The following is a 20,160-nucleotide window of genomic DNA, read 5'->3' on the forward strand; positions in this document are numbered from 1 at the left end:
GTTTGCATGGTCGGACCCTCGCGTGCGGTGCAGCCGATGAGCGCGCCGCTGCTCGAGGTGGACAACCTGAGAATTGGGTTCGCCCAGGGGACGCCGGTGGACGGGGTCTCGCTGCGGATTGGGGCGGGGGAGTACGTGGCGCTGGTCGGGGAGACCGGTTCGGGAAAGACCCTCACGGCGCTGGCGATCATGGGACTGCTGCCCGGTTCCGCCCGTGTATCGGGCACCATCACGCTGGATGGGCGTCCGCTCCCGGTGACGGATGATGCGGCCATGTCCCGGCTGCGCGGAAATCGTATCGCGATGATCTTCCAGGACCCGCTGCTGGCCCTCAACCCCGTGCGCGGGGTCGCCAACCAGATTCGCGAGGCCATCCGGATCCACGCGCCGACGCTGAGCCGGGCGCGGGTGACCAGGCGCGTGGCGGAACTGCTGAGCCTGGTGGATATCGAACCGACCGTGCAGAACCTGCGGGCGTATCCGCACGAGTATTCGGGCGGAATGCGGCAGCGGGCGATGATCGCGATGGCGATCGCCCACGATCCCGCGTTGCTGATCGCCGATGAGCCCACCACCGCGTTGGATATGACCGTGCAGGCCCACATCCTCGAGGTTTTGCGCCGCGTTCGGGAGCGGACCGGGACCGCGATCCTGCTGGTCACCCACGACCTGGGCATCGTCTCGGCCGAGGCCACCCGCACCGTGGTGATGCGGGCGGGCCGGGTGCGCGAGAGTGCGGATACCGCGGCGATATTCTCGGCCCCCTCCGACACCTATACGTCTGCGCTGATTGCCGCCTCCGCCCGCTTCGCCTGGGGTGGGCAGCACCCGCAAAATACCGCAACCGACAACGCGGATGCGGCGATCCCGGATGCGGTGAATCCGGCGGGCACGCTGCTGAGCGTGCGGGACCTGCACGTGCGGTATCCGCGCACCCGCGGATCCGGCGGTGCCCCGGTGCACGCGGTGCGCGGGGTCTCGTTCGCGCTGAACAGGGGACAAACGCTGGCGCTGGTGGGCGAGTCTGGCAGCGGCAAAACCAGCACGGCCCGCGCCATCCTCCATCTGACGGCCCCGGGCTCGGGCACCATCACGATCGAGGGGCGCGATGTGGCCAGCCTGAGCCGCCGCGAGCGAGCCCGGCTGCGTCCGGACGTGCAGATGGTGTTCCAGGATGCCTCGGGCGCGCTGGATCCGCGCATGAGTGTGGACCAGCTGATCGCCGAGGCCCTGCCCCGCGGCTCCGATCGATGGACGCGCACCCGACACGTGGGCACCCTCCTGTCCCGGGTTGAGCTATCCACGAGCCTGCTCACCAAGTCCGCGCATGAGCTCTCCGGCGGGCAGCGCCAGCGGGTGCAGCTGGCGCGGGCGCTGGCGGCGTCGCCGCGGCTTCTGGTCCTGGACGAGCCGCTCTCGGCGCTGGACGTGGGGGTGCGCGGGGAGGTCCTGGACCTGCTGATCAGCCTGCAGCAAGCCACCGGGGTGGGCTACCTCCTGATCGCCCACGACCTGGCCACGGTGCGGGAGATCGCCGACCGCACGGCGGTGATGTACCGCGGGGAAATCGTCGAATCCGGACCCACGTCCGCGGTGCTGGGCCGACCGCAACACCCCTATACCCGCACCCTGATCGGGGCGATCCCGCGCTCCCCGAGCCTCCCCGCGGACCTTTCTACCGCGGGCGATTCCGAGCCTGTACTCCGAGATTGCGGCGGCCCCGGGCCGAGCGAATCCGTGCCCCGCGCCTCCCCTCGAACCCCACCAGAAGGGACGGACACCGTGACTGAGACCGTGGCCTATCTGGATGCGGCCGCCGGTGGCGGCCGGTTCCTCAACCGTCTGCTGCGCCGGCCGCGATTCTGGGTGGGCGGCGGCGCCCTCCTGGCGATCCTGGTGTGGCTCTATCTCGCCCCGCTGCTGTGGCCGGTGGATCCGCTGGCGCGCGACGCCCTCTCGCTCGGTGTGGGCCCGAGCACGGACCACTGGCTGGGGACCAACGATATCGGCCAGGACATGTACGCACGGGTGGTCGCGGGCCTGCGGATCTCGCTGCTGATCGGTCTGATCGCCGGACCCGGGGCCACGCTGATTGCCGCGGTCCTCGGGGCTCTGGCCGGGTATGCGGGTGGCCTCACCGACCGCCTGGTCTCGGGCCTGATCCGGCTACTCCTGGTGCTGCCCGGGCTCCTGCTCCTGGCGCTGATCAGTCCGCTATTTCGCGGGGCCTCCTGGTTCACCATGACCCTCTATCTGGCGGGATTCGGGTGGATGGTCATGGCCCAGGTGGTGCGCGGCCAAACCCGGTCCCTGCGCGAGCGCGAGTTTGTGCTCGCCGCGCGCTTCCTGGGGATCCCCACCTGGCGCATCATCGCCCGCCACATTCTGCCCAATATCGCCTCGCTGCTGATCATCGACGCGACCGTGGGGGTCTCCGCGGCGATCCTCGCCGAGGCCGGGCTCTCCTTCTTCGGGCTGGGGATCCAGGCCCCGGACCTCTCCCTGGGCAGCCTGCTCGCCACCGGTGCCCCGGCCGCCACCACGCGCCCGTGGCTGTTTATTTACCCGGCCGCAACCCTCGTCGTCACGGTCCTTGCGGTCTCCATCGTGGGCGATGCCGTCCGTGACACCGTCGACACGGCCTCCGCGTCGCGCCACGACGGCGCCTAACCTCACACCACCACACACCAAGGAGAAAATCATGAACGTCACAACCCGCATTCTCGGTGGTACCCTCACGGTGCTGCTCGCCGTCGCGCTCGCCGGGTGCAGCCCCGGGAAAAACGCCCCCGATTCTCGGGCGGGCAAAAACCTCCCCAACACCGACTACGACGCGGCCGATCCCGCCGAGCTGCGCGAAGGTGGCACGCTGACCCTGCCGTTTGAGGACTACCCCGACAACTTTGTGCTTTCCCAGCTGGACGGGAACACCGGGGACACGGCCTCGGCGGTCTATCCGGCCAGCGTGCGCCTTTTCCGCGTGGATAAGGTGGGGCAGCGGACGGTGAATCCGGACTTTGCGTCCTCGATCGAGCGGCTCCCGGGGGAGCCGTTCACGATCGAATACACCCTGAACCCCAAGGCGGTCTGGGAGGATGGGACGCCGATCGGTCTGGCCGACTTTGTGGGCACCTGGCAGGCGCAGAACGGGAAAAATCCCGACTACCTGGCCGCCGGAACCACCGGTTATGACCGGATCACGGACATCGTTGCCGGGGAGTCTCCGGGCACCATCCGGGTGGTGTTCGACCGGGTGTATGCGGACTGGCGATCCCTCTTCTTCCCGTTGCTTCCGCCCGCGGTCACGGCCACCCCGGCGGCGTTCAACGACGGCTATCGCACCCAGGCACCGCCGTCCTCGGGCCCGTTCCGGATCGCCGAAACCAACGCCGACACGTCCACCGTGCGCCTCGTCCGCAACGAACGCTGGTGGGGGGCCGCCCCGAGACTGGGCGAGATTCTGCTGCGCGGGGTGGATCAGACCGCCGCAGCCCAGGCCTACGCCAACCGAGAATTCGATGTGGTGGAGGTGGCCTCCAGCGTGGACGCCTTCAAAACCGCCCAGGGAAGATCCGACGGTCGGGTATTCGCCTCGACCGGACTGGCCTGGACGCACCTGACCCTGAACACGTCCACCGGTCCGCTCGCGGATCCCCGGGTGCGTCAGGCGCTGGGCAAGGCGATCAACCGCAAGCAGATCCTGCAATCGGTGGTGGACCCGATGGGGCTCAGCGGAAACCTGGTGGAGAACTATCTCTACGTTCCGGGGCAGGCGGGTTACCAGCCCAACGGGAAGGACGCGTTGACCTATGACCCGGCCGCCGCCCGCGAGATTCTGGACAAGGCAGGCTACACCGGGGACAAAACCCGCTCGAAGGGTGGTGTGCCGCTGAAAATTGAGATCACGATTCCCTCGGGCGTCACCACCAGCCGGCAGCGCGTGGATCAGATTGCCGCGGACCTGGCCGAGGTGGGCATCGAGGTAACCGCCAACGAGGTGCCGATCGCCGGACTGTTTAAGGACTTTGTGACGCCGCGCCAGTTCAGCGCCACGATCTTCACGTACTCGGCCGGGCTGGATCCGATCGCCAACAGTCGGGACTCGTTTGCCGCCGCCGATGCGCCGCAGAACGTCACCGGGGTCGATGATCCCCGCGTCGCTCCGCTCTTCGACCGGGCAGAGGGGGAGGAGGACCTGGACACCCAGCGGAAAACGATCAACGAGATCGATCGCGATCTCTGGGAGTCCGTGCCGATCATCCCGCTGTTCCAGCGGCCCAACGTGGTGGGGGTGAAAAAGGGCCTCGCCAACTACGGTGCCACCCAGTTTGAACCCGTGGACTGGACCCGCGTGGGCTGGCGGAAATAGCGGGGTTTCGGTGCCGTGCGCGAGGTGAACAATGCGGGGAGTTTCCGAGTTAGCCAGGAACCGGTTAGGCTGGATACTCCGTGGTGCGGTAAAATATAACGTTGGGCCGAGCCGCGCCCCACCGTTCACCTCGCCGCATGGGCCCTTCCGCCGCGGCGTCAACACCTGCGAAGGACCTCTTTCATGGCGCTTGCCTCGCGCGCGAATCTCCGAAACGTGGCTATTGTTGCCCACGTTGACCACGGCAAGACCACCCTGGTCGACGCCATGCTCCAGCAGACCAACTCGTTCACCGCCCACGAGCACGTTGAAGAGCGTGCCATGGACTCCAACGAGCTGGAGCGCGAGAAGGGTATTACCATTCTCGCCAAGAACACCGCGATCCAGTATGAGGGTGAGCACGCCACCAACGGTGCGATGACCATCAACGTGATCGACACCCCCGGCCACGCCGACTTCGGTGGCGAGGTGGAGCGTGGTCTGTCGATGGTGGACGGCGTGTGCCTCCTCGTTGACGCCTCCGAGGGTCCGCTGCCGCAGACCCGCTTTGTACTGCGTAAGGCCCTCGAGGCCAACAAGCCGGTGATCCTGCTGGTCAACAAGACCGACCGTCCCGATGCTCGCATCGATGAGGTTGTGGCCGAGAGCCAGGACCTGCTGCTGGGTCTGGCCTCGGACATGTCCGACGAGCACCCCGACCTGGACCTCGACGCCATCCTGAACGTCCCCGTGGTGTATGCCTCGGGTAAGGCCGGTCGTGCCTCCAGCACCAAGCCGGAAAACGGTAGCCTGCCGGACAGCGAAGACCTCGAGCCGCTGTTCGCAGCGATCATCGAGCACATCCCCGCTCCGCAGTACGACGACGAGGCTCCGCTGCAGGCCTGGGTCACCAACCTGGACTCCTCGCCGTTCCTCGGTCGTCTCGCGCTGCTGCGCGTGATCAACGGAACCATCCGCAAGGGTGAGACCGTGGCCTGGGTCAAGGCCGATGGCACCCACTCCAACGTGCGCGTCACCGAGCTGTTCATGACCCGCGCGCTGGACCGCTACCCGGCCGAGTCCGGTGGCCCCGGAGACATCGTTGTGGTGGCCGGATTCCCCGACATCACCATCGGTGACACCCTGGCCGACCCCGAGGACATCCGTCCGATGCCGGCCATCGAAATCGATGACCCCGCCATCTCGATGACCATCGGTGCCAACACCTCGCCCCTCGTGGGCAAGGTCAAGGGCCACAAGCTGACCGCCCGCATGATCAAGGACCGTCTGGACCGTGAGCTCGTGGGTAACGTGTCGCTGAAGGTTCTCGACATCGGTCAGCCCGACGCCTGGGAGGTGCAGGGTCGAGGCGAGCTCGCCCTGTCGATCCTCGTCGAGCAGATGCGTCGTGAGGGCTTCGAGCTCACCGTGGGTAAGCCGCAGGTTGTGACCAAGCGCGTCGACGGCAAGGTTCACGAGCCCTACGAGCACCTGACCATCGACGCCCCCGAGGAGTACCTGGGTGCGATCACCCAGCTGCTGGCCGCCCGTAAGGGCCGCATGGAGGGTATGTCGAACCACGGTACCGGTTGGGTTCGCATGGAGTTTGTTGTTCCGGCCCGTGGCCTCATCGGCTTCCGTACCGAGTTCATGACCCAGACCCGCGGTACCGGTATCGCCAACTCGCTGGCCGCCGGCTACGAGCCCTGGGCCGGTCAGATCATCACCCGTAACAACGGTTCGATCGTCTCGGACCGCTCCGGTGTGGTGACCCCCTTCGCGATCATCGCCCTGCAGGAGCGCATGAGCTTCTTCGTACAGCCCACCGAGGACGTGTACGAGGGTATGGTCATCGGTGAGAACTCTCGCGCCGACGACATGGACGTGAACATCACTAAGGAAAAGAAGCTCACCAACATGCGTGCGGCTTCCTCGGACTCCTTCGAGTCGATGACCCCCTCGCGCGTGCTGTCGCTTGAGGAGAGCCTTGAGTTCGCTCGTGAAGACGAGTGTGTTGAGGTTACCCCCGAGGCGATCCGTATCCGCAAGCTGGTGCTGAACGCCGGCGACCGTCAGCGCGAGTACTCGCGTCTGAAGAAGCAGGCCGAGCAGAAGGGCTAATCCCCTCGGCTCACCACAACGCCCCGCGGCTCCGAACGGAGTCGCGGGGCGTTTGTTGGTTTAGAGGCAGTAGTATCCGCCGCCGAGGATGAGGACCGGGGCGTTGTATCCAAACGCGTATTCGGCGGTGGGTGGCGAGGACCAGGTTACGGTGCCCGAGGTATCAACCAGGACCGTCGACACGGTGATCTTCAGGGTTCCCGACGAGCCCAACAGGATTCCCAGCGGGTCGCCGAGCAGTCCAACTCGGAAATTCACGGTGGGCTCTGATGAGAGTGGCATCGTGGCGGACTGTGCCACTCCCTGCCGGGTCACAACGATCCGATACTGGGCACCCTCGGGGGCATTGGTGACAGCGGGCCAGGAAATATCAACCTGTGTGCTGAGGAGACCACTACCCAGCAAGGGACCATTGCTTTTGACACAGGTGAAGTTTCCCGTGACCGCGGGCATGGTCACCGCCGTAAAACTGCCAGAGACGGACTCGGAGTCGGTCCAGGCCGCCTGGGTTTCCGCCGCGGCACCGCCAAAGAGCAGGACCGAGGCAACCCCGATGATCGCGGTCAGGGTACGCGTCGACGCACGCCTGCGGGCGTGCCTGCCATGACGTGGGGTTTTCCCGGGGATCGCCGCGCTCATCGTTCGTCCTTCCGTTCGAACCGTAGGCGGGCGATGCCGGCGATCAGAATGCCGGTGCCGATTGCGAGGAGTGCGAGCATCATGCGGGTTGGGTCCAGTGCGCCACCGGTCTGTGAGAGACCTCCGGCAGCACCCGGCGCGGGAGTAAGTGTGTCCTCGGGGGCCGCGGGTTCGGTGCCGGGCACGTGGGTTCCGGGTTCGCCGGGCACCTCGATCGTGTTGCCATCGGGGTCGGAGACACGCAGAACCACCCGACTGGTTGCGGAGGGAGGCACGGCTCGGTCGGGTGCGGTCGGCATGGTGACGGTCATACGGTACCAGCGGGTATCCCCGGAGGGAACATCGGAGAGGGTCCGCTGGACCCCGTCGAGAACCAACTGACCCGTCGTGGTCACGATGCGCGAACCCTGCGGACACACGGTGCCCTGCCAACGCTCCGCACACTCGCTAATCCCCGCCACGAGTCCCAGTCGGCTCTCGCCCGAGGCCGTCATCGAAACCGTGAGTGCTCCGGTGGAGCGTGATTGCACTCCCAGATCCCAGTTCACGGGTTCTCCCGGGGTGAGGTTGGCCATCCGATACGAATCGGCCACCGAAACCAGCGTGAACGTGCGCGCGGTGAGGGTCTGCTCGGTTGCACTTTCGGCATGCGCGGGTGGTGCCGGCACCAGTAATGAACCGCCGAGGAAAACGCCAATCGCCAGCGCGGCGGTGCCCGTGCCCGCGCGCGAGCCAATACCGACACCGTGACGCCCGCGGCGCCGGGCGGGCGGGGGCTTACGCGGCCAGAACGCCCAGGTCACCAGGGCCGAGAGTGCGACCGTCAGACAGCCCAGGACCCACGGATTGCCGAACCACACAATGACGTGTGCCAGGCCCGGCATCGACCCGAGCACGATGCGGGCGTGCAGGATCGTATACGGTGCCGGATCCGCGGTCGCGTTGGCATCGCCACGCATCGTGATCGTGCGCGCCTCGGCATCGGGACCGGGGATGATCGAGGTGACGCGGTGGGTGATTGGCAGTTGGCCCGGACGATCCACTGTCGCCACATCGCCCACCTTCAGCTCGGCGGCCGGAACCTCGCGTACCAGGGCCACCGATCCCGCGGGAATCGTCGGGGCCATCGACCCGGTCTTGAACATGATCAGGGTGATGTTGAAGAAAAACGCCAGGATGACCAGCAGGATACAGATCGCTCCGGCCACCGCGGCCAGATTGAGCAGGAGATTACCCAGGCGCGAACTCAGCCGCTTCGCCGGTGGACGATGCGTGGTGGCGCGAGTGGCGCGAGTGGCGCGAGTGGCGCGAGTGGGGGGAGGCGGGGTGAGGGTACTCATCACGTTATCCGGTGGTACCGTTGATGCCCCACACCGCATTGAGCGTGGCGCCCTGTGCGGCGTTGGGGGCGTTCGAGGGGAGGGTGATGGCGAAGCAGTAGGTGACCGTCTGTGTTCCGGCACCGGCGATGGCAAACTGCTCGGAACCGCCGACGGTGGGTGCGCTGCCGGCCGGGACCACGACGGTGCCACCGGAGATTCCCGCGGACGTGCAGTTTGCCGGCGCGGCCACCCGCGACACCTGGTACGTGAGGTAGGCCCCGAGACCGGTGTTGTTGGTGCCCGAGGCGATGGGGGTCAGTGTGCCGCCGGCGCTCCCAGGCGCGGTTTTGACACTGAAGGGTGCGTAGACGGTCTGCCCCGGCATCATGGCTCCGGCCGTGGGCACGAAGGTTAACGTGGCGCCGCTCCCCGTGGGATGGGAGGTGAAGTTGGTGCCGTCTGTGCTGCCGATGATGTCGAACGTACCGGCCTTGAAGGTCGCCTGGACCACCTCCTGGTCGGTCCAGGCAGCGAGGGTTAGGGTTCCACCCACGCCGAGGACGAGTCCGCCCGCGAGCAGCGCTCGCAGCCGAATCCAGGAGGATCCGGCTGCGGCGCGTGAGTGCCGAGTGTGTCGGCCCATCAGAAAACCGACTACAGCGAGGTCGCGGTGATCTGCCAGGTCGCCGTGGTTGTGCCGCCCTGGACCAAGCCCGGAGCCGCGGTCACCACGAAGCACAGCAGTCGAGAGCCACCCGCGGTGGACGCATCGGCACCCTTGGTGAGGGTGATATCCGTAGCGCCGGAGACCGAGGTGAGGTTGGTTCCCGTGGCGATCGGGGTCTGGCTGGTCACGCCGGCGGCGTTACAGGTGGCGGTCGGTGCCAGGTTGTAAACGCTGTAGGTCAGGTTGGCGGCGTTGGCCGCCCCCGAAACCGAGTCGGTGGCACTCGCGTTGGCGATCCGTGCCGACGCATCGGTGGTGGTCCCTGCGGCCAGACGCACGAAGTAGGGCGCATAGGTTACGTTCCCCGGCGACAGGTTTGACGCCAGTGGAGCGGTGAACGCCAGGGTGGGAGCGGCCCCCGCGGTCGCGTGGCTTGCGTAGGTGCCGCCGGCGGTCAGCGATCCCTCAAGATCGAATTTACCGGACCCAAAGATTCCCTGGACAAATTCGGAATCGTTCCAGGCGGCCAGGGTGACGGCGGCGCCGATACCCAGGACGAGTCCTCCGGCCAGGACCGCGCGCACGGCCTTGCGCTTGGAGGTGCGGGAGACCGCGGCGGTTTCAGCCGGCGTGGTCGAAGATGACTCGGTCATGGTGAGTTCCTTCGTTGAGCTATTGAGGTGGAGGCGCAGAACAGCTGCACCTCACCCCAGGCTAAAAAGGGTCTCGCCGATAGACCAGCCCCGGTTCAGGGGACATCGCGACAGAAAAAATGCCCCCGTTTTAGGGGGCCGACCTGCTAGAAAAGTCCACGTTCCTCGGTCAGGAGTTGGTCCAGGGTATGCCGGGCAATGCCCACCAGATCCGCGTTATCCGGGGCCGCGGAGAGGATCGCCACGGCCATCAGCAGGGCCCATCCCTGGGCGCGTTCGAGCAGCGGTTCGTCCAGGTCGTAGCTGGGTTCAAAGGTCTCAAAAAAGACCGCGCGGTCTTCCTTATTCAGGGTCAACCAGGCGGTGGCCACATCGGTGGCGGGGTCGCCGGCGGTGAGGTCGCCGAAGTCGATGACCCCGGTCAGTGCCCCGTCCAGGGCGATCAGATTGCCGGGGTGAAGGTCGCCGTGCAGCCAGAGTGCCGGACCGTTCCAGACCGGGGCCCGCAGCGCCTGCTCCCAGATTTCGAGCAGCTCGGGCGCCTGGGGGATGTGATCCTCCATCAGGTGGCGGCGCACATCGTGGTCGCGGTTTTGCAGCGGGACCCCGCGATAGGCGTTGGCGGGGGCGCTGGCCGGGGCCGCACGCTGGAAATCGGCCACAAAACGGGCGAGATCGGCCGCTACCTGGGCGCGTTCACCCACCGGCAGCGAGGCCACGGTTTCGCCCTCGATCCACGGCACGATCGACCACGGCCGGGGGAACTCCGCACAGGCCTTGCCGGCGAGCAGTGCCACCGGCGTCTGGGTGGCCACACCCTCGCTCAGCACGGGCAGCCAGCGCTGTTCGATCTCGATCAGATCCGCCGCGTGTGCCCGCCGGGGCAGGCGGACGGCGTGTGCCGGTCCCACCCGATACATGACCGCGTCAAACCCCTCGCCCGAAACCACCGGCGCATGGTGTGCCAGTGCGGGTGCGCCGGATCGCAGCAGCTCCGAGACCAGGGCCTCGTCGATGCGGATATCGGCGGCGGGAAGGTGGGTCATGAGGCGTGCGCGTGCGTTCCTTTTCGGGGTAGGAATAAAGGGCAGAAGTTTTTAGAATACGCCAGTGAGGGGCAACACGCCTCATCGACGCAGGGTTTTGCCCTATCCAAAAATGCCCGCCCCGATGTGCTCGCCGGGCTTCGCCCCCGGTGGCACCGCAAAAATCGCGGATCCAACATGACGAATGTACTCATTAAGTAAATCTGAGTGGCCGAGCTGCTTTTGGATCGGGATAAACGCGGTACGCGGGTCGGCCTGGAACGCCAGGAAAAACAGGCCCGCGTTGAGCCGCCCCAGCTGGTCGTTGCCATCGACAAAGTTGTAGCCGCGACGCAGCAGGCGTGCGCCGTGGTTGTGGTCGGGATGAGCCAGGGCCACGTGGGAGTCCATCGCGAGCTTGCGCCCATCGGGGCCCGCATGATGGAACCTGACCGGGGTGAACTCATCGCCGCCGGAGAGCGGTGCCCCGGTGCCCTTGGCCCGGCCCATGACGTGCTCCTGCTCGTCGAGGCTCGTGCGGTCCCAGGTTTCGATGATCATCCGGATCTTACGGGCAACCAGGATGCTGCCGCCGGTGAGCCAGGAGTTGCCACCGACCCAGACGTCCTTATTGACCACATCGGTCTCCTCGGCGGTGATGTTGGCGGTGCCATCCTTGAATCCGAACAGATTGCGTTCGGTGACCTGCGCCTTCGAGGTGGAGGAGGTGCGTCCAAAGCCCAGCTGGGACCAGCGGATCGAGGCGCGCCCAAACGCGATCCGGGACAGATTGCGGATCGCGTGCACGGCGACCTGCGGATCGTTGGCGCAGGCCTGAATGCACAGGTCCCCGCCGCTGGAGGCCTCCTCCAGGGCGTCGCCGGCGAAGGTGGGGAGGTCCACCAGCTCGGCGGGTCTCCGCGAGGCCAGGCCAAAGCGGTCGTTGCCGTGGGCGTCGGTGAAGACGCCGGGTCCGAAGCCGAAGGTCAGGGTCAGCCCGCTCGCCGGCAGGCCCTGGGCTTCTCCGGTGTCATCGGGCGGGGCCAGGGCGGGCCCGCCCACGGCGCCGGTCTCGGAGACGTCGAGCCCGCGAGTGAGCCGGTCGGCGGCGGCCGTCCAATCCTCCAGCAGCGCGATCAGATCGGCCCGGGTGGTTCCCGGGGTGATGTCATAGGCGGCGAAGTGCAGCCGATCCTGGGTGGGAGTGACGATGCCCGACTGATGCTCGCCATAAAACGGATACTGCGTGGTGGTGTCGGCGGCGGCCACCGCGGTGGCGGTGATCGCGCCGCCGGCACCACCGAGCGCGAGCCCGCCCAGGGCGGCCCCGGCGAGGCCCAGAAGGCCTCGCCGGCTGACCTCGGACGTGGGTGCAGCGATTTCCGAGGGAGTCTCGGTGGGGGATGCCGTCACGGATGTGTCGGCGGGTTCGCGCTCGGTGCCGGTCACTTCGAGGAAACCCCGAGGACCGTGTGGGTGAGCTTGGACAGCGGCTCGGAGAGCGCGTTGATCGCGTCGGAGAGCTCCTTGACCTGATCGGTGGTCAGGGTGTTGTAGGCCACAAAGCCCGTATCGAGCGACCCGTAGGTTGCCAGCATCTTGTTGAGCGCGTCGAGCTTGGCGTCGATCGACTCGACCAGCTTGGCACCGTCGGCCCCCGAGGCCTTGGCGATGTCGCGCACGTTGCCGTAGGCGACCGCCGCGCCCTCGACGTTGGCCTGGAAGTCATACAGGTCGGTGTGCGAGAACTCGTCCTCCTCGCCGGTGATCTTCGAGGTGGCCACCTCATCGAGTAGGCCGATGGCGCCGTTGGAGATGTCGTCCAGGCTCACGGTGAACTTGGGCTCGTGGACCAGGTCGTAGAGCTTCTGGATGTTCTGCTCCAGCCCGTCGGCGAGCTCGGCGCGTCCGGCCGGGTCGCTCGGGGTGAAGCCCGCCGGTGCCCACAGGTCCTTCTCGATCCGGTGGAAGCCGATGAAGGGCACGCCGTCCTCGCTCGCGTCACCCTCGCGGATGTCGATCTTGGGGTCGAGGTCGCCGAAGGCCTCGGCGGTGGGCTCGATCCGCTCGTAGTTCACGCGGGCCGGACCAAACAGCGCCCGCGCCTTCTCGTCGTCGCCGCTGCGGTAGGCCTCGGTGAACTCCTTGACCGCGGGGACCAGGGCCGCGGTGCGGTCCTTGATGTACCCGATGTAGTTGGTCACGGCGGTGTCGATCTGCTGCTGCTTGCTGGCGTCCACCTTGGCGGACTTGCCGGTCACGGTGAACTTGGTGGTGCCCACGCCCTCGCCGACCATGCCGGTCTTGCACTCGGTGTAGTAGGTGCCGGGCTCCAGGTGGGTGACATAGTCGACGCTCTGACCCGGGGTGATGTTCTCCTTCTCGCCCACGATGCGCAGCTTATCGGCGGCCAGGATCTCGAACTCGTTGACCTGGGAACCGGTGTTCTTGGCGGAGAACTTGACCGTTCCGGCCTGCGCGGTATTGGCCGAAACCACACACGTGGTGTCGGTAATCTCCACGGTGAGCGCCTCGCCCGAGGTCGGGTTATTGGGCACGCAACCGGCCAGGGCGAGCACCAGCAGGGCCGCTCCGGAGGTCAGGCCGACGAGGCGGGCGGGGCGGATGGTGGACACGCTCATGCGGTTTCTCCAAGCGGGGTGGTGGGAACGGGGGTGGGAGCCGGGCGTCGCTTCGAACGCACCAGCCGGGTGAAAAGAATCAGGGTGACGACGAGGTAGAGGATCCAGGCGATCACCTGCAGGGGAGTGGGGATCGGGGTGAACCCGAAGATGCCGCCGAGGACCGAACCGAGCGGGCCAGTGGGCGGGATCACGCCGCTGATGTCATAGAGCGGGGCACCCCAGCCGGGCAGCGCGCCGGCCTCCTGCAGGTCGCCGATGCCATAGGCGAGTACCCCCGCGGCGACCACGATCAGGGCGTAACCGGTCCAGGTGAAAAAGCGCGAGAGGTTGATGCGCAGCAGGCCGCGGTAGATCAGGATCTCGATCACCACGGCTGTCAGGATCCCCAGCAGCACCCCGGTGAACGCGCCCCAGGCCGATCCCGAGGTGGCAGCGGTGCTGGGTCCCACGGTGGACCAGACAAACAGGGCGGTTTCGATGCCCTCGCGGCCGACGCTGAGGAAGGCGAGTAGGACGATGCCCCAGCCCGCGCCCTGGGCGGCCTTATCGATGCCCGAGCGCAGGTTGCCGGCGAGCTCGGCGGCGGTGCGGCCCATCCAGAACACCATCCAGGTCACGAAGCCGACGGCCACGATGGACAGTCCGCCGCCGAGGATTTCCTGGGCCTGGAAGCTCAGCCCATAGGGGCCCCAGGTGAGGATCGCGCCCACGCCCAGGGCGAGGACAATCGCTATCCCCACCCCAAACCAGACGCGGCCCAGGAGGTCGCGACGGTCGATTTTGACCAGGTAGGCGATGAGAATGCCGACGATGAGGGCGGCTTCAAGCCCCTCACGCAGACCGATGAGGTAGTTAGCAAACAACGTGTTAATCAATTCACGAAGGGCGGTCGAACGCGCCGGGGCGCGGATCCGAGGGCCGGAACGAGTGGGAATTACGGTCGCTCGTGGCGTCAACGGGTGCCGTGAAATGAAGGCTAGCATGCCCTAAATAGACACGGAAGAGCGGAGTCCGAGATCGGCGCCCGGCGCGCCTCTCAGGGAAGGGCGGAGTAGACTAGCCGGGTGAGTAGTCCTGTCGATTTCCCCCAGCCCTCTCGGAGCACTCCGAGTGGACCCGTGGTGACGACGCCCGCCTCCGTCGTGGGCCCGGCCGAAACCGAGCCGAGGACCTCACGCATCCCGAGTATGGTGCTGGGACTCCTGCTGGGGGCGCTGATGGGCGCGATCGGGACGGTTGCCCATCCCAATACGCTGAGTATCGCCGGCGTGGAGATCCCCTACGGACTCCTGCTGGGCCTCCTGGCCTCGCTCGCCCTGATGATGGGCATGCGCCTGCTCTATCCCGGCCGCGGGGCCGTGATCGCCACCGGCATCGGCTTGGTTGGCATGATCGCGCTGTTTACCCTGCCGGGCCCCGGCGGTGCGGTGCTGATCGACCAGTCGCTCTACTCGCTCGTGTGGACCCTGGGTCCCGTGCTGATCGCCACGATCGTGATCGCCTGGCCGCGTTTCACCGCTCCCGTGCGTCGGATCCCCGAGCAACCCGGGGTGCCCGGTAACGCCGAGCACCGCGACTAAAACCTTTTCTATTCGTTTGTTCTGAAGGGACCGTTTCACCGTGACCTACGTCATTGCCCTGCCCTGTGTGGATGTTAAAGACCGCGCCTGCATCGATGAATGCCCCGTCGACTGCATCTACGAGGGCGAACGGTCGCTGTACATCCACCCCGACGAGTGCGTGGACTGCGGTGCCTGTGAGCCGGTCTGCCCGGTTGAGGCCATCTACTACGAAGATGACCTGCCGGATGAGTGGGCCGACTACTACAAGGCCAACGTCGAGTTCTTCTCGGAGATTGGTTCCCCGGGCGGCGCGGCCAAGCTGGGCGTGCTGGACTTTGATCACCCGGTGATCTCCGCCCTGCCCCCGCAGGCGGGCTAACGGTGGCGCTGCAGCCGCTCCCGGACTACCCCTGGGATACGCTGGCACCGTTTATCGAGACGGCGAAATCGCACCCCGAGGGGATGATTGACCTCTCGATCGGTTCCCCGGTGGACCCGACCCCGGATGTGATTCGGGCGGCGCTCGCCGAGTCCACCGACGCCCACGCGTACCCGACCACGATCGGGACCAAAGATCTCCGGGTCGCGATCGGTGACTGGTATGCCCGTCGCCGCGGGGCCAGCGGTCTCGGTGTCGACGCGGTACTGCCCACGATCGGCTCCAAGGAACTGGTGGCGCTGCTGCCCTTCCTGCTGGGTCTCGGGGCGGGCGACACCGTGGTGGGACCGCGCGTGGCCTACCCGACCTATGCGATCGGCGCCGCCATCGCCGGTGCCGAGTTTGTGGCCGCCGACGATCCGGCCGAGTGGCCCGAATCTACCCGTCTGATCTGGCTGAACAGCCCCGGGAACCCCGACGGTCGCGTGTGGTCGATCGAGGACCTGGCTCTACGTGCCGAACGCGCCCGCGAACTGGGCGCGGTGATCGTCAATGACGAGTGCTACGCCGAGCTGGGCTGGGATGAGCCGTGGGATAACACCCCTATCCCCAGCATCCTGGATGACCGCCTCGGCGACCGCACCGGACGCCTGGCCATCTACTCGCTGTCCAAGCAGTCGAACCTGGCCGGGTACCGTGCGGGCATCGTGGCCGGAGACAGCGCCCTGATCGCGCGCCTGGTGACCGTGCGCAAGCATGCCGGGCTGATCGTGCCCGCGCCTCTTCAGCACGCGATGACCGTGGCCCTCGGCGACGACGCGCACGTGGCCGCGCAGCGCGACATCTACCGCGCCCGCCGCGCGGTGCTGCTGCCCGCATTCGAGGCCGCCGGATTCACCCTCGAGGGAAGTGAAGCGGGTCTTTACCTTTGGGTAACAGAGGGTAAGCCAGCATTGGAATCACTCGGTCACCTGGCCGAACTCGGTATCATGGCGGGGCCCGGACACTTCTACGGAGATTTTTCCCCTCAGCACGTCCGTCTCTCGCTGACCGCGAGTGATGCGGACATTGCTCGCGCCGCAACCCGGCTGCGTGCACGTTTGACCGAGGGGAACCAAACTCCGGCGGCGTAGCCGGAAAAAATAACGGGGAATCCCAGCCGAACATTGAGATGGCGTAATTTCCATCTCAATACCCGATTAGGATGGGAGCGAACCTTCCCCAAATGAGGCCTCTACCCCGAGTGCCGTACCCCGGGCCGCCAGCGTAGACGACTGCGCAGGTGGCCACGAGCGAAAATCAACCAAGGAGGCACCGTGGGCGACAACGGAGCGCACAACGATCTTGCCGGGCAGAAAGCTACCCTCACCTTTGCGGGCGGCAGCGCCGAATTCCCGATCCTGGGCGCAACCCAGGGCGCGAGCAGTCTGGATGTGTCATCGCTGACTCGCCAGACCGGGCTGACCGCGCTGGACTACGGCTTTGTGAACACCGCCGCAACCAAGTCGAAGATCACCTATATCGATGGTGACGAGGGCATCCTGCGCTACCGCGGTTACCCGATCGAGCAGCTGGCTGCCGGATCCACCTACCTTGAGGTGGCGTGGCTGCTGATCTACGGCGAGCTGCCCACCGCCGACCAGCTGGGCGAGTTTGACGAGCGGATTCGCCGTCACACCCTGCTGCATGAGGACCTCAAGCGTTTCTTCTCGGCCCTGCCGCACACCGCACACCCGATGTCGGTGATCTCCAGCGCCCTCTCGGCCCTGTCGACCTACTACGAGTCCGGTGCCGATCCGCACGATCCCGAGCACGTCGAGCTGACCACGATCCGACTGCTGGCCAAGCTTCCGGTGATCGCCGCCTACGCACACAAGAAGTCGCTGGGGCAGGCATTCCTGTACCCGGATAACAAGCTGAGCTTCGTGGACAACTTCCTCAAGCTCAACTTCGGCAACATGGCCGAGGACTACGAGATCAACCCGGTGCTCTCCACCGCGCTCGATCGCCTGCTGATCCTGCACGCGGATCACGAGCAGAACGCCTCGACCTCGACCGTGCGCCTGGTCGGTTCGACCGGGGCCAACCTGTACGCCTCGATCTCGGCGGGCATCAACGCCCTCTCGGGTCCGCTGCACGGCGGGGCCAACGAGGCCGTGCTGGAGATGCTGGGACGCATTCAGGACTCCGGCGAGGGCGTGAAGCGCTTCGTCGAGCGGGTCAAGAACAAGGAAGACGGCGTCAAGCTCATGGGCTTCGGACACCGCGTCTACAAGAACTACGACCCGCGCGCCAAGCTGGTTAAGGAGAGCGCCACCGAGGTCCTCCAGGCCCTCGGTGTCAAGGATCCGATGCTGGATCTGGCCATGGAGCTGGAGCAGCTGGCCCTCGAGGACGACTACTTCAAGGAGCGTCGCCTGTACCCCAACGTCGACTTCTACACTGGCGTGATCTACAAGGCCATGGGCTTCCCGACCCGCATGTTCACCGTGCTCTTCGCGATCGGCCGTCTGCCCGGTTGGATCGCCCACTGGCGCGAGATGAACCTCGACCCGCAGAACAAGATCGGGCGGCCGCAGCAGTTGTACATCGGCGAGCCCGAGCGCGACCTGCCGCAGCGCTAACGAGGCCGCAGCAGTACTGTGCTTGCTCCGACAATCGGCGAGCCTGAGCGCGATCTGCCGCAGCGCTAACGAGGCCGCAGCAGTACTGTGCTTGCTCCGACAATCGGCGAGCCGGAGCGGGATCTGCCGCAGCGCTAACGAGCCCGCGCACCACAACGCCACCCTCTGTTGAGGGTGGCGTTGTTGCGTGCGGGAGCCGTCGGTGTTTCATATTCAATGCGACACAGGCCAACACGCTGGTGACAGGGGGATGGCCATGTGTGAGCTCGGCACCTATCGTTGTCCCCATGTCTGGACAACGAATCGGTGAGGGGCTTCTTCGAGGGCGAAGATCGCCCTACGAGGCAGTCAACGGCGTGCCCGTGCAACGAGACACGATCATTCCGCCGATGCTGTATCTCCCGATCCGCATCGATGAGCTGGGTCGCCAGTTTGTGGAGGTCCGTCCACACGGTGACGGTAAGCGGGCACTTCTGGCGTTCACCGCACTTGATCGCCTCGCCTCACAGTGCGGTCCCGAACAACCGTGGATCGTGGTTCAGACGGATCGGCTGGGGGAAATCAAGGAGGCCTTTCCCTTTGATGTGGTGAGTTTTGACCCGGCTATCGGGGCTCACCTGCGCGCAGAAGGGAAGCTACGATGACGATGATTCAGGCGGACCGCGAATCCATGGGGGAGGTACTGAAAAAACCGCGCATCCTCGCCGAGGACGTGCTGGATGCGCGGGATAAACTTCCCGGTGGAGGGGACGCCGGTGCTGCGACCGAGGAGATCGCTTCAATCGTTGAATTCATCAGCGAGGCCGCCCGGATGAGTGCCGCCGCCGCGGTGGGCCTCACCGCCGTAGCCACTGCCGCACTCGATGACGTGATGCGGACCGAGGAAGACATCGTCGATTCGCTCAACCGGTTTGCCGCAGACTGGACCGAATGATGGGTATTGATTTGACGATCCCGGGTGATAGCGCGGCGCTGTATACCCTGGCCGATTGGCTTGATCCCGGGCTCAACAATGCCGTTAATACGCTCCATAACGGCTTACTGAACATGTCAATCGACTCGCTGGACTATTGGCAGGGCGAGGGCGGGGATGCCTTTCGGCAGGCGGCCGCGGTGATCGCGCAGGGCATCGATCCGGTTGATAACTATGTCGCCGATGCGGCCTCGGCAATTCGAGCATATGCACGCCGACTCGAACGGGGACGTGACAAGTTTGCCGATTGGGCGAGTGACGCTCTCGAGAGCTACTTGGTTGTGGCGGGCAACAGTATTGCACCGCCCCTGGCCCCGAGACAATTCATCGCCCCGGCAGGTACGCCAACACCGGCATACACGGAGGTAGGTCCAAACGGCGAGTGCCTGGTCCCCATGACGTCCGAAATGTATCAAATCGCGATAGCCAGGTATCGAAAGATCGAGACCGATGTCGAGGTCTGGCATTCGGATCTGGACGTGTGGATTGCCGAGCACTTGGGCGGGTTCATTGCCCGTTTGGAGGAGTTCAAACCCCTCGCCGACGCCTACGCGAAACTTCAGCTCGGCAACGAATTTGTCCGAGGGTTCTATCTCGACGATACCCAGCGTCGGTGGAGTTCCTATGAACCGATTTATGCGGAGGAAGCACGAATCGCAACGGAAAACTACAAAACCTTCAACGCCCGTGCACGCTCAAATAACCCTGCTCGACGTGCCACTATCAAGGGACTCTCGAAGCAGGACCTCGGGATTAGAAGCAGCGCGCTCCGCGCCGAACTCCAAAAAATCCGCGTGGGTACCAAAGTCATCCCGTTGGCCGGGCCAGCTATCGATGTGGTGGTCGGGTTTGCGGTGGTAGGTGCAGGCGGCTCAATATCTTCGGAGGCAGCGGCGTTTGCCGGGGGACTTGCCTCAGGCCTGGCCGCGGGGGCACTAATCTCGGGCCCTGCAGGATGGGTAGTTGCAGTGATTGTTTCTGGGGTCGCAGTCGCAGGGGGACATTTGGCGAGGGTTGCGTGGGAAGGAAATGTTCCGCTTGATGTGAGGGAAGCGATCGATAGTGGAGATTTTGGTTATGTGTTCGGTTAGCAATGGTCGCGGTGTTCCATTGGTCGCGCTATGAAACTACGTGTGACGACCCGGCATGAAACGGTCGTCGCCACTGACGCGTATCTCAAAACGAAACCGCGATTGGGTCTC

Annotated in this window: 18 protein-coding genes; 10 read left to right on the forward strand and 8 right to left on the reverse strand. The window is 65.8% G+C overall.

Features of this window, described 5'->3' with window-relative positions; translation table 11 throughout:
- Positions 1 to 6 precede the first annotated feature (6 nt).
- From nikE to typA, 3 genes are all read left to right on the forward strand, one after another.
- Positions 7 to 2,670 carry a nickel ABC transporter ATP-binding protein NikE gene (gene nikE, locus IE92_RS17370; protein WP_051701598.1) on the forward strand — a complete coding sequence of 888 codons (2,664 nt, stop codon included), beginning with the start codon at positions 7 to 9 and terminating at the stop codon, positions 2,668 to 2,670.
- 31 nt (positions 2,671 to 2,701) lie between these two features.
- Complete coding sequence (locus tag IE92_RS0110665; protein ID WP_030148486.1) at positions 2,702 to 4,369, forward strand: ABC transporter family substrate-binding protein; 1,668 nt, start codon at positions 2,702 to 2,704, stop codon at positions 4,367 to 4,369.
- Between the two features lie 183 nt (positions 4,370 to 4,552).
- On the forward strand, positions 4,553 to 6,469 hold the full coding sequence (gene typA / locus IE92_RS0110670) for a translational GTPase TypA (protein WP_030148487.1): 1,917 nt from the start codon (positions 4,553 to 4,555) through the stop codon (positions 6,467 to 6,469).
- 60 nt (positions 6,470 to 6,529) lie between these two features.
- On the opposite strand, the gene IE92_RS0110675 is transcribed toward typA, so the two are convergent.
- The 8 genes from IE92_RS0110675 to efeU form a co-directional block, all read right to left on the reverse strand.
- On the reverse strand, positions 6,530 to 7,108 hold the full coding sequence (locus tag IE92_RS0110675) for a hypothetical protein (protein ID WP_030148488.1): 579 nt from the start codon (positions 7,106 to 7,108) through the stop codon (positions 6,530 to 6,532).
- Positions 7,105 to 8,448 (reverse strand): S24/S26 family peptidase, encoded by a 1,344-nt coding sequence (locus tag IE92_RS18765; RefSeq protein ID WP_211250777.1) that lies wholly within the window; start codon positions 8,446 to 8,448, stop codon positions 7,105 to 7,107. The genes IE92_RS0110675 and IE92_RS18765 overlap by 4 nt, the downstream gene beginning before the upstream one ends.
- Positions 8,449 to 8,452: 4 nt before the next feature.
- Positions 8,453 to 9,073 (reverse strand): SipW-dependent-type signal peptide-containing protein, encoded by a 621-nt coding sequence (locus IE92_RS0110685; RefSeq protein ID WP_051701597.1) that lies wholly within the window; start codon positions 9,071 to 9,073, stop codon positions 8,453 to 8,455.
- Between the two features lie 11 nt (positions 9,074 to 9,084).
- Entirely contained in the window at positions 9,085 to 9,750 is a 666-nt protein-coding gene (locus IE92_RS0110690; protein ID WP_030149620.1) for a SipW-dependent-type signal peptide-containing protein, read from the reverse strand.
- Between the two features lie 146 nt (positions 9,751 to 9,896).
- Entirely contained in the window at positions 9,897 to 10,796 is a 900-nt protein-coding gene (locus tag IE92_RS0110695) for an aminoglycoside phosphotransferase family protein (RefSeq protein WP_030148492.1), read from the reverse strand.
- Between the two features lie 102 nt (positions 10,797 to 10,898).
- Positions 10,899 to 12,188 (reverse strand): iron uptake transporter deferrochelatase/peroxidase subunit, encoded by a 1,290-nt coding sequence (gene efeB, locus IE92_RS0110700; protein WP_051701776.1) that lies wholly within the window; start codon positions 12,186 to 12,188, stop codon positions 10,899 to 10,901.
- Between the two features lie 32 nt (positions 12,189 to 12,220).
- A complete protein-coding gene (gene efeO, locus IE92_RS0110705; protein WP_030148494.1) occupies positions 12,221 to 13,417 on the reverse strand; it encodes an iron uptake system protein EfeO in 1,197 nt (398 codons plus the stop codon).
- Complete coding sequence (gene efeU, locus IE92_RS0110710; RefSeq protein WP_030148495.1) at positions 13,414 to 14,283, reverse strand: iron uptake transporter permease EfeU; 870 nt, start codon at positions 14,281 to 14,283, stop codon at positions 13,414 to 13,416. The genes efeO and efeU overlap by 4 nt, the downstream gene beginning before the upstream one ends.
- 201 nt (positions 14,284 to 14,484) lie before the next feature.
- On the opposite strand from efeU, the gene IE92_RS0110715 reads away from it, so the two are divergent.
- From IE92_RS0110715 to IE92_RS0110745, 7 genes are all read left to right on the forward strand, one after another.
- The gene (locus tag IE92_RS0110715; RefSeq protein WP_156027507.1) at positions 14,485 to 15,000 is read left to right on the forward strand and encodes a DUF6113 family protein; all 516 of its coding nucleotides are present in this window, start codon (positions 14,485 to 14,487) and stop codon (positions 14,998 to 15,000) included.
- 40 nt (positions 15,001 to 15,040) lie between these two features.
- Positions 15,041 to 15,361 carry a ferredoxin gene (fdxA, locus tag IE92_RS0110720; RefSeq protein ID WP_030148497.1) on the forward strand — a complete coding sequence of 107 codons (321 nt, stop codon included), beginning with the start codon at positions 15,041 to 15,043 and terminating at the stop codon, positions 15,359 to 15,361.
- A 2-nt stretch (positions 15,362 to 15,363) separates the two neighbouring features.
- On the forward strand, positions 15,364 to 16,494 hold the full coding sequence (gene dapC, locus IE92_RS0110725; protein WP_030148498.1) for a succinyldiaminopimelate transaminase: 1,131 nt from the start codon (positions 15,364 to 15,366) through the stop codon (positions 16,492 to 16,494).
- Positions 16,495 to 16,677: 183 nt separating this feature from the next.
- A complete protein-coding gene (locus tag IE92_RS0110730; RefSeq protein ID WP_030148499.1) occupies positions 16,678 to 17,985 on the forward strand; it encodes a citrate synthase in 1,308 nt (435 codons plus the stop codon).
- A 287-nt stretch (positions 17,986 to 18,272) separates the two neighbouring features.
- Positions 18,273 to 18,629, forward strand: coding sequence for an SAV_915 family protein (locus IE92_RS0110735; RefSeq protein ID WP_245601258.1), 357 nt, complete (start codon positions 18,273 to 18,275; stop codon positions 18,627 to 18,629).
- The gene (locus tag IE92_RS0110740) at positions 18,626 to 18,919 is read left to right on the forward strand and encodes a hypothetical protein (RefSeq protein WP_030148501.1); all 294 of its coding nucleotides are present in this window, start codon (positions 18,626 to 18,628) and stop codon (positions 18,917 to 18,919) included. The genes IE92_RS0110735 and IE92_RS0110740 overlap by 4 nt, the downstream gene beginning before the upstream one ends.
- Positions 18,916 to 20,049: a hypothetical protein gene (locus IE92_RS0110745; protein WP_156027508.1), complete on the forward strand. Its 1,134-nt coding sequence runs from the start codon at positions 18,916 to 18,918 to the stop codon at positions 20,047 to 20,049. The genes IE92_RS0110740 and IE92_RS0110745 overlap by 4 nt, the downstream gene beginning before the upstream one ends.
- Positions 20,050 to 20,160: the final 111 nt, after the last annotated feature.

It is taken from the genome of Mycetocola saprophilus, from assembly GCF_000718085.1.
Classification (GTDB): Bacteria; Actinomycetota; Actinomycetes; order Actinomycetales; family Microbacteriaceae; genus Mycetocola; species Mycetocola saprophilus.